This window comes from Hymenobacter daeguensis (assembly GCF_054780555.1).
On sequence record NZ_BAAGWC010000003.1, the window covers coordinates 95,989 to 109,251 of the forward strand.

Here is a 13,263-nt window from a genome sequence, read left to right on the forward strand (position 1 = left end):
ATGGAGTGTGGGGAATCTTAGGCCAGCTGCTCGTAGGCCGGCACGGTCAGGAATTCGATGAACTGTCGGCTCATCACCAGCTTGTCGAACAGCCGGGCGGCGTTCAGGAAATGGCCTTTCGCAAACGCCTCCTCCCCTACCTGGGCTTTGATTTTTTCCAGCTGGCCGGGCACCAGCGCGCGGTACAGCTCTGCGGTTACGGGGCGGCCGTCGGCCAGCACGGTGCCGGGCGTGTGCAGCCACTGCCACACCTGCGCCCGGCTGATTTCGGCCGTGGCAGCGTCCTCCATCAGGTGGTAAATCGGCACGCAGCCGTTGCCGCCCAGCCACGACGCGAGGTATTGAACGGCGACGTCGATGTTCAGCTTCAGGCCGTCTTCGGTAATGTTGCCTGCCGGCGCTTTCACCAGGTCGGCGGCCGTGACGTGCACGTCAGGGCGCTTGTTTTCGATTTGGTTGGGGCCGGGCATGAGGCGGTTGAAGACATCCAGCGCCACCGGCACCAGGCCGGGGTGGGCCACCCAGGTGCCGTCGTGGCCGTTGGTGGCTTCGCGGATTTTGTCCTGCCGGACTTTTTCCAGGGCCGCGTCGTTGGCCGCCGGGTCGTTCTTGATGGGAATCTGGGCGGCCATGCCGCCGATGGCGTGCACCCCCCGGCGGTGGCAGGTCTGGATGACCAGCGCCGAGTAGGCGGCCATGAAGGGCACCGTCATGGTTACCTCGGCGCGGTTGGGCAGGCGGAACTGCGGGTTCAGGCCCAGCCGCTTGATGTAGCTGAAAATGTAGTCCCAGCGCCCGCAATTGAGGCCGGCGCTGTGCTCGCGCAGCTCGTACAGGATTTCATTCAGCTCGAAGGCGGCCGGCAGCGTTTCAATCAAAACGGTGGCTTTGATGATGCACTTGGGCTGTTTCAGCGACCATTGCGCGAAGCCGAACACGTCGTTCCACAGGCGCGCTTCGAGGTGGCTTTCCAGCTTGGGCAGGTAGAAATACGGGCCGGTGCCGCGGGCGCACAGCTCGTGGGCATTGTGGAAATAATAGAGGCCGAAATCGAGCAGCGCGGCGCTGATGGGCTCGCCATCGACCAGAATGTGCTTCTCGACCAGGTGCCAGCCGCGCGGGCGCACCATGAGCACGGCGGTTTTTTCATTGAGCTTATACTCCTTGGTGGGCGTGCTGAGCGAGATGGTGCGCCGCACGGCATCGCGCAGGTTAATCTGCCCCTGGAGGACATTGTCCCAGGTGGGTGCGTTGGAGTCCTCCAAATCGGCCATGAAGACGCTGGCCCCGGAGTTCAGCGCGTTGATAATCATCTTCCGTTCTACCGGGCCGGTGATTTCGACGCGGCGGTCGAGCAGGTCCGGCGGGAGCGGGGCCACGGTCCAGTCCTGCTCGCGCAGGCGGCGGGTGTCGGGCAGAAAGTCGGGCAGGATGCCGGCCTCGAAATCGGTCTGGCGCTCGAGGCGGCGGCCCAGCAGCGCCTGGCGCGTAGGGTCGAAGCGGCGGTGGAGCTCGGCCACAAAGGCCAGGGCCGAGGGCGTGAGGATTTCGGCATACTCGGGCGAGTAGGAGCCGATGACCTTCACCCGCTCGGGGGCGAGGAAGGTGGGCAGCGGGGCTGGGGCGGTGTCGGTGAATGCCATGGCGTAGTCAGTGAGCAGTGAGCAGTGAAGTATTCCTTTCGCTTTGCCAGTCCCTGTGACCAGCCGGTCAGTGGCATATTTTACCACTGACCGGAAGCAAACATACAAAGCGAATTTTATTTCATTAGCGAAAATTCGCTAATGAAATAAAATTCGCTAAAGCTCCGTGTTTAGCTGCGTCGCCGTAGCTTCGTCAAAAACGCAATTGCATCGAGCAGCGGCAGTTTTTGCCCTGAACTGCCGCTGCCGCCAATGCCAGAATTTTATTTCCGCTATGTTGAACCACGGTCAGGTTGTCCGCCTCATTTTTGGCTTGAAGCTGCGCGAGCTGCGGCAGGAGCGCAGCCTGAGCCCGGCCGAGCTGGCGCGGGTGTGCGACGTGTCGGTGAGCTACCTGAATGAGATTGAGAAGGGCAAGAAGTACCCCAAGGCCGACAAGATTCTGAGCCTGAGCAAGGCGCTGGACGTGCGCTACGACCAGCTGACTTCGCTGGAGCTGCCGCGCCGGCTGGAGCCCATCGGTGAGCTGCTCAACTCCAAGCTGCTGAAGGAGTTTCCGCTGGAGATGTACGGGCTGGAGCCGGCCCGCATCATTGAGCTGATTGCGAATGCGCCGGCAAGGATGAATGCCTTCATCAGCACGATTTTCGAGATTGCGCGCAACTATGAGATGCGCCAGGAGCACCTGTTTCTGGCCGCGCTGCGCTCGTTTCAGGAAATGCACGACAACTACTTCGAGGACCTGGAGCAGGACGTGCGGGCCTTCGTGGGCAGCCACCAGCTGAGCACTGCCGCGCCCTTCGACCTCAGCCAGCTGGAGCGCGTGCTGACGGAGGAATACGGCTACACCATCGACCGGGAGACGCTGGGCCGGCACGCCGTGGCCACCCAGGCGCGGCTGCGCAGCGTGTTTCAGCCCAAAACCCGGCGCCTGCTGATGCGGCCGGGCCTGAGCCGGGGCCAGCAGGCGTTTGTGCTGGGCCGCGAGGTGGCGTTCAACTACCTGAAGCTGAGCGAGCGGCCGTATGTGAACAGCAGCACGCAGGTGCGAACCTTCGATGAGGTGCTGAACAATTTCAAGGCCTCGTACTTTGCCGGGGCGCTGCTGATGGAAGAGGAAAGCCTGCTGCGCGACGTGAAAAAGGTGTTCGGGGCCAAAAAGTGGAACCCGGACCTGCTGCTCGACCTCATGACGCAGTATGACGTGAGCCCCGAGATGTTTATGCAGCGCCTCACCACGCTGCTGCCGCGCCATTTCGGGCTGCAAAGCCTGTTCTTCCTGCGCTTCGACCAAACCGACGCCGCCGCGCCCTTCGAGCTGACCAAGGAGCTGCACCTGGCCCGCCTGCACAACCCCCACGGCAACGAGCTGAACGAGCATTACTGCCGCCGCTGGGTGAGCCTGCGCCTGATAAACGAGGCCCGCGCCCTGCCCGTGCCCGACACCGCCGCCGCGCCCGTCACGGTGGTCGGGGCCCAGAAGTCCCGCTACTTCGGCACCGACGACGAGTACCTCTGCTTCACGCTGGCCCGCGCCGGCACGCCCACGCAAGTAGCCCTGAGCGTGACCGTGGGCCTGCGCTGCGACGACAGCCTGAAGGCTCAAATCCGCTTCCTGGCCGACCCGGCCCTGCCCTTCCGCATCGTGAACGAAACCTGCGAGCGCTGCCCCATTCCCGACTGTGAGTCGCGGGCAGCAGCCCCCACCGAAATTCAGCGGCAGGCCGAACGCGACGCGTTTGAGGCGGCAATGGCGGAGCTGGTGCAAGGAAAGTAGCGCGAACTTTGTCCTTCACGTCTCAGAACAATTTTAACGGGACGGGAAACGCGAGCCCCCAGGCTCGCGCTACTGCTTCTTCGCCTATGCCCAACCCCACCTCCCGCCGCTTTCTTCCCTACTTGCTGCTGCTGCTGGCCCTGCTGGGCGTGGGCAGCTACGCCGTGTGGCGACTGCTGTACCGGCCCAACGTCACGGTCTTTGCCGAGGGCCCGGCCTACCTCTACATCCGCACCGGCACGGGCTACGCGGCGGTGCTCGATTCGCTGCAGAAGCATGACCTGCTGCTGGACGTGGGCACGTTTCGCTGGGTGGCCGAGCACCACGACTACCCGCCGCACGTGAAGCCCGGCCGCTACCGCCTCGACCCTGACATGGGCAACGTGGACCTGGTAAAAAGGCTGCTGTTCGGCCAGCAGGACACGGTGCGCTTCGAGCTGAAGCCCTTTCATTACATCGACCGGCTGCCGCGCAAGGTGTGCGGCCTGCTCGAAACCGATTCGTTTAAGCTGGAGCTGCTGCTGGGCGACAATGCCGGCCTGCAGCGCCGCTACGGGCTCGACACCTGCACCATTCGCACGATGTTTATTCCGGGCCAGTACCGCATGCTGTGGAACACCAGCGCCCCGGCTTTTCTGGATTCGATGGCGGCGCGCTACCGGCGCTTCTGGACGCCAGTGCGGCAGGCCCGGGCCGACTCGCTGCGCATGACGCGCACCCAGGTGAGCGTGCTGGCCAGCATTGTGCAGCGCGAAACCGCCGAGCCCACCGACAAGCCGCTCATCGCCGCCGTGTACCTCAACCGCCTGCGCAACGGCCAGCCCCTGCAAGCCGACCCCACCCTGCTCTGGCCCCTGCACGGCCTGGGCTCCCGCAAGCGCGTGCTGAACGTGGACAAAAAAGTCGATTCGCCCTACAATACCTATCGGCACAAAGGCCTGCCGCCCGGCCCCATCACCACGCCCCTGCCCGGCTCGCTGAACGCCGTGCTCAGGCCCGCGCACAACAAAAACCTCTTCTTCTGCGCCCGGCCCGATGGCAGCGGCTTTTCCGATTTTGCCGAAACCTACGCCCAGCACAAGGCGAATGCCCGCCGCTACCAGCAGCACCTCGACAGCCTGGGGGTGAAACGCTGAAGAGCGTTTCGGCCGGGCCGGGCCTGCGGCAGCGTGCTTTTTTCGGCCACCAACCCAGCGGAGCCCGGAAATGCCCTGTTTGAGAGGTCATATTGTTAACCTTGGCGGGGCCTGGGCCGGAGGCCGCTTGCGCTTGCGTCGGGCTGCGTACTTTTGTATCCCAATTTTCCGTCAAACCGCCCGTATGCGCCAACGTCTTCTTTTACTGCTTCCTTTATTCTCTGCACTGACGGCCTCGGCCGGTGGATTTGATAATGGCCCGCAGGGCGCGCGCCTGCTGGGCCTGGGCGGGGCCAGCACGGCCTACATCAACAGCATTGCGGGCCTGAGCCTCAACCCCGGCCTGCTGGGCCAGTGGGCCGACTCGCTTACCCGCGTCAGCATCGGCGGCATCGGGCAGGTGCGGCGCTCGTCCTACATCGGGCAGGGCACTTTCCAGCGCACCGACCAGGACCTGACCATTCAGCCCGGCGGCTACCTCTACGCCACCCACGGCGTGGGCAAGCGCGTGAGCCTGGGCCTGGCCGTGAACACGCCCTACGGCTACCACACCAAGTGGCCCGACACCTGGGAAGGCCGCTCGGTGGTGCAGGAAAGCAAGCTCAATACCGTGTTTGTGCAGCCCACGGTGGGCTTCCGGCTCAACGACAACTTCAGCGCCGGGGTGGGCTTCATCTACGCGTTTGGCAAGTACAGCCAGCGCCGCGCCCTGGGCCAGTACGACGACCCCAACGCCGGCACCCAGCTCAGCGCCAGCGGCTCGGGCGTGGGCTTCAACGTGGGCCTCTACGGCCGCACCGGCGACAACCTGGCCTTCGGCATCAGCTACCGCAGCGGCGTGAAGCTGAACATGAACAACGGCACCACCTCGGCCACCGGCGTGCCCGCCCGCGACGCCGCTTTGATTCCGGCCGCCACCAGTTTCACCACGGAGTTCAACATGCCCAGCTCGCTGTCGGTGGGCGTGGCCAACCACATTACCAAGAACCTGCTGCTCACCTTCGACTTCACCCTCACCGGCTGGAGCACCACCGACTCGCTGAAGCTCGACGTGGCCGCCACCGGCAGCACGCCCGCCCGCCGCGTGGCCACCGCCCGCCGCTACGAAGACGCGCTGGCCTTCCGCGTGGGGGCCGAGTACGTGGTGAACCCCAAGCTGACCGTGGTAGGCGGCATTCGCTACGACGAAACGCCCATCCGCGACGAGTACATCAACCCCGAGTTTATTGATGCCAACCGCCTCGGCATCTCGGCCGGCCTGAGCTACCAGCTCACGCCCCGCCTGGCCCTCGAAGGCGGCTACTCCTTCGACTACGGCCAGCTGCGCACGGCCCGCGCCAACCAAACCATCGAGCAGGTTTCCAACGTGAGCGGCACCTACCGCCTCGCCACCAGCACGGCCTCGGTAGGCGTGGCCGTGGCTTTCTAAATCATCTGCTCCCGAGCTGATTTCCTTTTTTGTGATGAAGAATCTTTGCCTGAATTCGGGGCGCACGGCGGGCTTTGTTGCCGCCGCCACCACCCTGCTGCTCACCGCCTGCGCTCCCGGCCAGGACACGCCCACGCCCGTCACCAACGTGAACGTGGCCAGCTACCTCGCCGTGGGCGACACCTACACAGCGGGCATCAGCGCCGGCGGCCTCACCCGCAACAGCCAGGAATATTCCTTCCCCAACCAGCTGGCCAAGCAATTCCAGGCTTTTTCGGGCGGCACCTTCACCCAGCCGGTGATTGACGGCACGGGCTCGGGCTACCTGAATTTCCTGGATGTGTCGTCGGTGGGCTACGTGCGGACCCGCCGCGTGGCCGGCCAGGCCGTGCGCGGCACGGTCATCAACCCCAGCGCCTGCATCGGGCCCGATACCGTGCGCCTGCTCACGCGCAGCGCCTCGGCCGGCACCCTGCCCCAGAACCTGGGCATTCCGAGCCTGCTCCTGAGCCAGATTGCCACCGCCAACCTCGGCAACCAGTCGAACGCCACGCCGGGCAACAGCAATTTCAACCCGTACTTCGAGCGCCTGCTGCCGGCCGCCGACAGCCGCACCTACCTGCAGGCCGTGACCACGGCGGCCAGCTCGGCCACCTTCTTCACGTTCTTTCAGGGGCTCGACGACCTGATGCCCTACATCCGCAGCGGCGGCACCTGCGGCTCGGTGCCGACTTCCACGTTTGCCAACACGATGAAAATTAACGCCAAGCGCATTCTCGATGTGCTGACGGCGGGCGGGCGGCAGGGCGTTATCGCCAAGCTGCCCAACATCACCACCATTCCGCTGCTGAGCCTCGGCCAGGGCGACCGGCTGCAGGCCCGCCTGCAGGCGGCCTTCGGCGACAACGCCCTGCTCTACATCGAAGACCCGCTGGGCAGCGGCACCGGCCAGCCCATCACGGGCAGCGACTACGTGCTGGCCACGGCCATTCCGCGCATTGGCCTGCCCACCCCCGTGCTGGTGGGCAGCACCACCCTCATGCTGCCCTACGGCCGCGACGTGCGCAACCCCATCCGCAATGCCGACGTGCTGGATGGCACCACCGAGATGAACCTGCTCACGGCCGCCATCAGCAACTACAACAACAACGCGGGCGTGGCCCCGGCTGCCCCCGGCCTCGAAACCCTGGCCAAAACCTACAAGCTGCCCGTCATCACAACGTCCACCAACGAAAGTGCCCTCAACCTGAACGACGCATTGTTCTCGCAGGTCGATGGAATCATTTCGGTGGGTGGCGTGCAGTATTCGGCCGAGCCCATTCGGGGCGGGTTCTTTTCGGTTGACTACTACTCGCTCACGCCGCGCGGCAACGGCCTGTTGGCCAATGCCTTCATCACGGCCATCAACCGGGCCTACCGCACCAACATCCCGGCCATCGATGTGAACAAGCTGCCCACCACGGCGCAGTAAGCAGTCGCTCAAAACAGAACGAGGCCCTCCGACGCAGGTTGGGGGCCTCGTTTTGCGTTTTAGGGGGCGGGCGTAATCAGCGCAGCCGGTACAGGCGCAGCGGCAGCGAGTCGGCAGCGGCGGCGCGGCTGGCGGCCAGGGTTTCGGCAAACCCCAGCCCGGTAAACTCCGAATGCTCCAGCAACAGCAGCTGCTGCTGCAGCTGCGGCGCGGGCCACGCCGCCACGGGCACCTGCCGCCGCAGCGAGTCGAATCTGGCGATGCCGGCCACGCGCCAGTAGCCGTCGAGCAGCACGTACTGGCAGCCCTGCCGTCGCAACTCGCCCAGCTGGCGCTCATCGGTGACGATGGTAAGCTGCTGGTTGGCGGCCAGATAGGGCGCGAGGCCGGCTCCTACGGTGCTGGCTACGCTGGTAGCGCCGTGCTGCCGCAGCCACGCGGCCACTTGCGGGTAGCGCGCGGGCAGCGGCGCGTAAAGCTGCCGCTGGATTTGGACCATATTCCAACCCACGGCGGCCACCAGCACTGCCACTACCACTCCTTTGGGCAGTAGCTGGCGGCCACTCAGCACGGCCAGCGCCGCCAGCGGCAGGTAGGCAAACAGCAGGCCGCGCGGGGCTTTTATCAGCAGCGACATGCCCGCCAGCCAGCAGCCCGACCATGCCAGCAGATACGCAAACAACGGCATGGGCCGGGCCCGCCACTGCCGCCGCGCGCGCCACACCAGCCACCCCGCGCCCAGCAGGCCCAGCAGCAGCAGCGGCGACTCGAAGCGCTGCAAATAGCGGATGTAGTACAGCAAATCGAGGTGCAGCGTGGCGTGGCGGCCGGCAGCATTGGCCGTTTTGGGCAGCACGGTACGCACGTAAAAACCCAGCCAGCGGTACCACGGCAGCCCCACGGCCACCCCAATGCCCCCAAACAATGCATAGGGCGCGGCCAGCAGCAGCAGCACCCGGCCCCAGGCCTGCCGCCACAGCGCATCGGCCTGCCACGCTTCCAGCACCGCCAGAATGGGCAGCGCAAACAGGAATTTGTAGTTGAAGCAAAGCCCCAGCGCCAGCCAGCCGGCCACCTGCCCCAGCGCGGCGGGCGTGGGCCGCTGCAAGCGAGCAAAATGGCTGCGCATCAGTCCCGTCATCAGCAGCAGACTTGCGGAGCTCATGGTAAAATCGCGCCCCGAAAACGTGAGCAGCAGCGACGTGCCCCCCAGCAGCGCCAGCCCCGCCGCCTCCGGGCCGCGCAGCCGCGCCTGCCGGGCCACCCACGCCGCAAACGTGCCCAACCCGGCCACGCCCAGCAGCGCATTCAGGGTCTGGAAAACCAGAAACTGCCGCGTAAGCAGCGCAACCGGAACGTAGAGCAACAAAAACCCCGGGCTGCCGTGGTGGAACAAATGCACCCAGTTGCCCTGCGCCAACTCCTGAATTACCTGCCAGTTGCGCACCGAGTCGTAGTCGGGCGGGCCGGCTTCGGGCAGCCGCCACAGCCGCATGCCTGCCACCAGCACCAGCGCCGCCAGCAGCCACCAAATGCGGCGAGCCGCCGGGCGGGCGTTATTTGCAGCAGCAGTTGGGCGCATAAGCAGGCTAAGCGTTGAAGAACGCGAAGGTCGGCACTGCGGCACCAACATGTTTACCGCTCACTCCACTGTTCTGATTTCTATGCGCCTCGTCATTCAGCGCGTTCGCGAAGCCCGGGTTACCGTCGAAGCCCAGGTTACGGGCCAGATTGGGCCCGGCCTGCTGGTGCTCGCCGGCTTCGCCCCTACCGACAACACCGCCTCTCTCACCTGGATGTGCCGCAAGCTGGTGCAGCTGCGCATTTTCGGCGACGAGAACGGCCAGATGAACCGCAGCGTGCAGGACATCGGCGGCCAGGTGCTGGTGGTGAGCCAGTTTACGCTGCTGGCCGATGCGCGCAAGGGCAACCGGCCCAGCTACATCGGGGCCGCGCCGCCGGCCGTGGCCGAGCCGCTGTACCAGCAGTTTGTGGCCCTGGTAGCCGCCGAGCTGGGCCGGCCCGTGCCCACCGGCATCTTCGGGGCCGATATGCAGGTGAGCCTGCTCAACGACGGCCCGGTCACGATTGTGCTCGATTCGCCGGCGTAAACTTTATTCTTTTCTTTCCCGATATGACCCTCGAAGAAGCCCAGAAAACCGTCGATACCTGGATAAGCACCACCGGCGTGCGCTATTTCAACGAGCTGACCAACATGGCCATCCTCACCGAGGAAGTGGGCGAAGTGGCCCGCCTCATCGCGCGTCAGTACGGCGAGCAGTCCTTCAAGGAATCGGACAAAGGCCGTGAGCTGGCCGACGAGCTGGCCGACGTGCTGTTCGTCGTCATCTGCCTGGCCAACCAAACCGGCGTCAATCTCACCGAAGCCATGACCCGCAACCTGGCCAAGAAAACCCAGCGCGACAGCCAGCGGCACCAGAACAACGAGAAGCTGAAGTAGGCATCCCCGTCATGCTGAACGCAGTGAAGCACCTTATCACGTCGGCACAATAGTGTTCGAACGTAATAAGGTGCTTCACTGCGTTCAGCATGACAGCCAATAGGGTTCTACTCCAACACCAGCCTATCCTCACGCCAGATGGGCAGAACCGAGGCATAAGAGTCAATCGTGATGCAAAACTCAAAATCCTTGCTGGCTTCCAGCGAGTTGAGCCGCCGAACGTGCGACGACTGCAGCAGATAGGCCGATAAATCAGCCTTGGCCTGCTCCCACAGGTGCAGCGCCGCCAGCGTCGCATCGGAGCTGCGCACGTCGAAATCCGCCGCCAGCCGCTCGGCCAACGCGCCACCGAACACCGTGTCTTCGAGGCAGAACTGGCCTTTCCAGCCGGCGCACACCACCAGCACATCGCGCTGCTGCGTCCGGGCAAAGTCGGCTACGGCGCCCAGGTTCAGGAAGGAGCCAACTACGATTTCGGCCGCCGCCAGGGAGCGGCGCAGCGCCGTAGTCCCATTGGTGGTGCTGATGGTGAGGGCGCGGCCCCGCAATGGGCGCCCTTCCGCCAGAAAGCCAAAGGGCGAATTGCCCAGGTCGACGCCATCGGCCTGAATGCCGTCGCGCTCGGCGGCGGTCAGGCAGCCGTGCTCCTGGCCATAGGCCGTGCATTCGTCCAGCGAAGCCACCGGGAAAACGTGGGTGATGCCCTCCCCCAGCGCCGTGACAATGGTGCTGGAAGCGCGCAGAACATCAACGATGACGGCCACCTTGCCGCGCAGGTCGTAGAGCGGCAGCAGCTCGGGAGAAAAGCAAATATCTAGTTTGGGCACTTATTTAGTGGTTAATGATTAACGGTTAGTGGTTAATGACCAACCGTTAACCACTAACCGTTAATCATTAACCACTAAATAATTATTCCTCCGTGCCTTTGGTGAGCGGCAGCTTGCTCACCGTGGCGGGCAGGTTTTTGCCGCGAATCTGCACGAAAATCGGGGTGCCGGGGGCAGCAAACTCGGTTTTCACGTAGCCCAGGCCGATGCCCTTGCTGAGCGAGGGCGACTGCGTGCCGCTCGTCACGTCCCCGATTTTCTGGCCGTCGGCATCCACCAGCTCGTAGTGGCCGCGCGGGATGCCGGGGCCGTCCATCACGAAGCCGACCAGCTTTTTGGTCACGCCGGCCTCTTTCTGCTTTTTGAGGTTTTCGGAGTTGGTGAAGTCCTTGGTGAACTTGGTAATCCAGCCCAGGCCGGCTTCCAGGGGCGAGGTCGTGTCGTCGATGTCGTTGCCGTAGAGGCAGTAGCCCATTTCGAGGCGCAGCGTGTCGCGCGCGCCCAGGCCGATGGGCTTGATGCCGTAGGGCTGGCCGGCCAGCATTACCTTATCCCATACTTCCGCCGCGCTTTCGTTCGGAATGTACAGCTCAAAGCCGCCCGCGCCGGTGTAGCCGGTGGCCGAGATGATGACATCGGGCGCGCCGGCGAAGGTGCCCTGCACGAAGGAATAGTACGGAATGCTGCTCAGGTCCACGTCCGTGAGCGACTGCAGCGCCGCCGTAGCCTTCGGGCCCTGCACAGCGAAGAGGCTGGTACGGTCTGAAATATCTTCCATCTCCACGCCCTGCGTGTTGTGCTGCTGAATCCAGCTCCAGTCTTTCTCGATGTTTGAGGCATTCACTACCAGCAGGTAATCCTCATCGGCCAGCTTGTACACCAGCAGGTCGTCCACGATGCCGCCGTCGTTGTTGGGCAGGCACGAGTACTGGGCTTTGCCATCGGTGAGCTTGCTGGCGTCGTTGCTGGTCACGCGCTGAATCAGGTCGAGCGCCTGCGGGCCGCGCACCCGAAACTCGCCCATGTGCGACACGTCGAAAATGCCCACCGCCCGGCGCACGGTGTGGTGCTCGTCGAGGTCGGAGGAATAGCGCACCGGCATGTCGTAGCCGGCAAAGGGCACCATTTTGGCACCCAGCTGGCGGTGCGTGTCGTTGAGGGTAACGGTTTTCAGGGAAACGGTCATGAACGGGTGTTTTGACAGGTGGTGGGTTTGTGGCTGCAAAGGTGGGACAAAAAAGAAAAGCCGCTTCGGATTGAAGCGGCTTTTTCAATAGCGCGAACGTTGTAGTTCGCATCCCAGAACGAAAACCGCGACCACGGCGCGGGGACGCGAACTACAACGTTCGCGCTACATTACACCCGCACCATCCAGTTGTGCACATCGGCTCCCTGGCCGGTGCGAATGGCATCCAGCGCCGCGCTCACGCGGCTGGAGAAGGATTTGGAGTCGGTGGCGGGCAGGTCGTAGTCCTGGCCCTGGTAGCCGATGGTGGCAATGGGCGCGATGGTGGCGGCCGTGCCCACGCCGAAGGCTTCGTTGAGCTTGCCGGCGGCCAGAGCCTCCATCACTTCGCGGCTGCTCACGCGGCGCTCTTCCACGGTCAGGCCCATGTCGAGGGCCAGCTGCAGCACGCTGCGGCGCGTCACGCCGTTCAGGATGCTGGTGCTGAGGGCGGGCGTCACCACGCGGCCGTCAATCACGAATATGGCATTCATCGTGCCCGATTCTTCCACGTACTGGTGCTCCGAGGCATCGGTCCATATGAGCTGGTTGTAGCCTTCCGTCTGGGCCAGCTTGGTGGGGTACATGGCCGCGCCGTAGTTGCCGGCGTTTTTGGCGTAGCCCGCGCCGCCTTCGGCCGAGCGCACGTACTTCTGCTCGAAGCGCACGCGCAACGGCTTGTTGAAGTAGAGGCCCACCGGGCAGGTGAAAATCATCAGCCGGTACGAATCCGACGGCCGCACGCCGATGAAACCATCGGTGGCAAACATAAAGGGCCGGATGTAGAGCGAGTAGCCGGGCGCGTTGGGCACCCATTTCTCATCGAGGCGAATCAGCTCGCTCAGGCCTTGCATAAACAGCTCCTCCGAAATGGTGGGCATGCACATGCGCTCGGCCGAGGAATTGAGACGGGCCCAGTTATCGAAGGGCCGAAACAAGGCCACACCGCCATCGGCCTGGCGGTAGGCCTTCATGCCCTCAAAAATGGCCTGACCGTAATGCAGAGCCGAATTGGCGGGGCTCACGGCCATGTCGCCGTAGGGCACTATCTGGGCATTCTGCCACTCGCCGTCGTGAAAATCCACGGCAAACATGTGGTCAGAAAAAGCCTTGCCGAATTCGAGGTGGTCGAAGTCGACTTCGGCCAGCCGGGAAGCGGCGGTGCGCTGCGTGTTGATTGGGAGCGTATCAATCATAAGAATGCGAATTCAGGGTAAGAAAGTGGGTGGGATTTGGGGAGGGAGTGCGTAGGCAACGGAAGCTGGATGCCGCTGCAAAGAACGGTAAAACGGAA

General features: G+C 64.1%; 11 protein-coding genes. 6 read left to right on the forward strand and 5 right to left on the reverse strand.

What is annotated here, in order from left to right:
• Positions 1 to 17 precede the first annotated feature (17 nt).
• Positions 18 to 1,643: a malate synthase gene (aceB, locus tag ACYVHT_RS06600; protein ID WP_460549227.1), complete on the reverse strand. Its 1,626-nt coding sequence runs from the start codon at positions 1,641 to 1,643 to the stop codon at positions 18 to 20.
• A gap of 274 nt (positions 1,644 to 1,917) precedes the next feature.
• On the opposite strand from aceB, the gene ACYVHT_RS06605 reads away from it, so the two are divergent.
• From ACYVHT_RS06605 to ACYVHT_RS06620, 4 genes are all read left to right on the forward strand, one after another.
• Positions 1,918 to 3,420: a helix-turn-helix domain-containing protein gene (locus tag ACYVHT_RS06605; RefSeq protein WP_460549229.1), complete on the forward strand. Its 1,503-nt coding sequence runs from the start codon at positions 1,918 to 1,920 to the stop codon at positions 3,418 to 3,420.
• Between the two features lie 86 nt (positions 3,421 to 3,506).
• Positions 3,507 to 4,556, forward strand: a complete 1,050-nt coding sequence (gene mltG, locus ACYVHT_RS06610; RefSeq protein ID WP_460549231.1) for an endolytic transglycosylase MltG — start codon at positions 3,507 to 3,509, stop codon at positions 4,554 to 4,556.
• Positions 4,557 to 4,740: 184 nt separating this feature from the next.
• Positions 4,741 to 5,985, forward strand: a complete 1,245-nt coding sequence (locus tag ACYVHT_RS06615) for an OmpP1/FadL family transporter (protein WP_460549233.1) — start codon at positions 4,741 to 4,743, stop codon at positions 5,983 to 5,985.
• Positions 5,986 to 6,019: 34 nt separating this feature from the next.
• Positions 6,020 to 7,456 (forward strand): hypothetical protein, encoded by a 1,437-nt coding sequence (locus ACYVHT_RS06620; RefSeq protein WP_460549236.1) that lies wholly within the window; start codon positions 6,020 to 6,022, stop codon positions 7,454 to 7,456.
• A 76-nt stretch (positions 7,457 to 7,532) separates the two neighbouring features.
• Here the strand turns inward: ACYVHT_RS06620 and ACYVHT_RS06625 are convergent, their stop codons facing one another.
• Entirely contained in the window at positions 7,533 to 9,038 is a 1,506-nt protein-coding gene (locus ACYVHT_RS06625) for a hypothetical protein (protein WP_460549238.1), read from the reverse strand.
• Between the two features lie 82 nt (positions 9,039 to 9,120).
• On the opposite strand from ACYVHT_RS06625, the gene dtd reads away from it, so the two are divergent.
• The gene (gene dtd, locus ACYVHT_RS06630; RefSeq protein ID WP_460549240.1) at positions 9,121 to 9,567 is read left to right on the forward strand and encodes a D-aminoacyl-tRNA deacylase; all 447 of its coding nucleotides are present in this window, start codon (positions 9,121 to 9,123) and stop codon (positions 9,565 to 9,567) included.
• 23 nt (positions 9,568 to 9,590) lie between these two features.
• Entirely contained in the window at positions 9,591 to 9,917 is a 327-nt protein-coding gene (locus ACYVHT_RS06635; protein ID WP_460549242.1) for a nucleotide pyrophosphohydrolase, read from the forward strand.
• Positions 9,918 to 10,024: 107 nt separating this feature from the next.
• On the opposite strand, the gene ACYVHT_RS06640 is transcribed toward ACYVHT_RS06635, so the two are convergent.
• From ACYVHT_RS06640 to ACYVHT_RS06650, 3 genes are all read right to left on the reverse strand, one after another.
• On the reverse strand, positions 10,025 to 10,744 hold the full coding sequence (locus ACYVHT_RS06640; protein ID WP_460549245.1) for a 2-phosphosulfolactate phosphatase: 720 nt from the start codon (positions 10,742 to 10,744) through the stop codon (positions 10,025 to 10,027).
• 82 nt (positions 10,745 to 10,826) lie between these two features.
• A complete protein-coding gene (gcvT, locus tag ACYVHT_RS06645; protein WP_460549247.1) occupies positions 10,827 to 11,930 on the reverse strand; it encodes a glycine cleavage system aminomethyltransferase GcvT in 1,104 nt (367 codons plus the stop codon).
• A gap of 170 nt (positions 11,931 to 12,100) precedes the next feature.
• Complete coding sequence (locus ACYVHT_RS06650; RefSeq protein WP_460549249.1) at positions 12,101 to 13,165, reverse strand: branched-chain amino acid transaminase; 1,065 nt, start codon at positions 13,163 to 13,165, stop codon at positions 12,101 to 12,103.
• Positions 13,166 to 13,263: the final 98 nt, after the last annotated feature.

What these genes read in the sequence shown, in the direction of transcription:
- dtd (WP_460549240.1), top strand. Translation starts at nt 9,121, where the DNA reads ATGCGCCTCGTCATTCAGCGCGTTCGCGAAGCCCGGGTTACCGTCGAA.
- gcvT (WP_460549247.1), bottom strand. Translation starts at nt 11,930, where the DNA reads ATGACCGTTTCCCTGAAAACCGTTACCCTCAACGACACGCACCGCCAG.
- ACYVHT_RS06620 (WP_460549236.1), top strand. Translation starts at nt 6,020, where the DNA reads ATGAAGAATCTTTGCCTGAATTCGGGGCGCACGGCGGGCTTTGTTGCC.
- ACYVHT_RS06615 (WP_460549233.1), top strand. Translation starts at nt 4,741, where the DNA reads ATGCGCCAACGTCTTCTTTTACTGCTTCCTTTATTCTCTGCACTGACG.
- ACYVHT_RS06605 (WP_460549229.1), top strand. Translation starts at nt 1,918, where the DNA reads ATGTTGAACCACGGTCAGGTTGTCCGCCTCATTTTTGGCTTGAAGCTG.
- aceB (WP_460549227.1), bottom strand. Translation starts at nt 1,643, where the DNA reads ATGGCATTCACCGACACCGCCCCAGCCCCGCTGCCCACCTTCCTCGCC.
- ACYVHT_RS06625 (WP_460549238.1), bottom strand. Translation starts at nt 9,038, where the DNA reads ATGCGCCCAACTGCTGCTGCAAATAACGCCCGCCCGGCGGCTCGCCGC.
- ACYVHT_RS06635 (WP_460549242.1), top strand. Translation starts at nt 9,591, where the DNA reads ATGACCCTCGAAGAAGCCCAGAAAACCGTCGATACCTGGATAAGCACC.
- mltG (WP_460549231.1), top strand. Translation starts at nt 3,507, where the DNA reads ATGCCCAACCCCACCTCCCGCCGCTTTCTTCCCTACTTGCTGCTGCTG.
- ACYVHT_RS06650 (WP_460549249.1), bottom strand. Translation starts at nt 13,165, where the DNA reads ATGATTGATACGCTCCCAATCAACACGCAGCGCACCGCCGCTTCCCGG.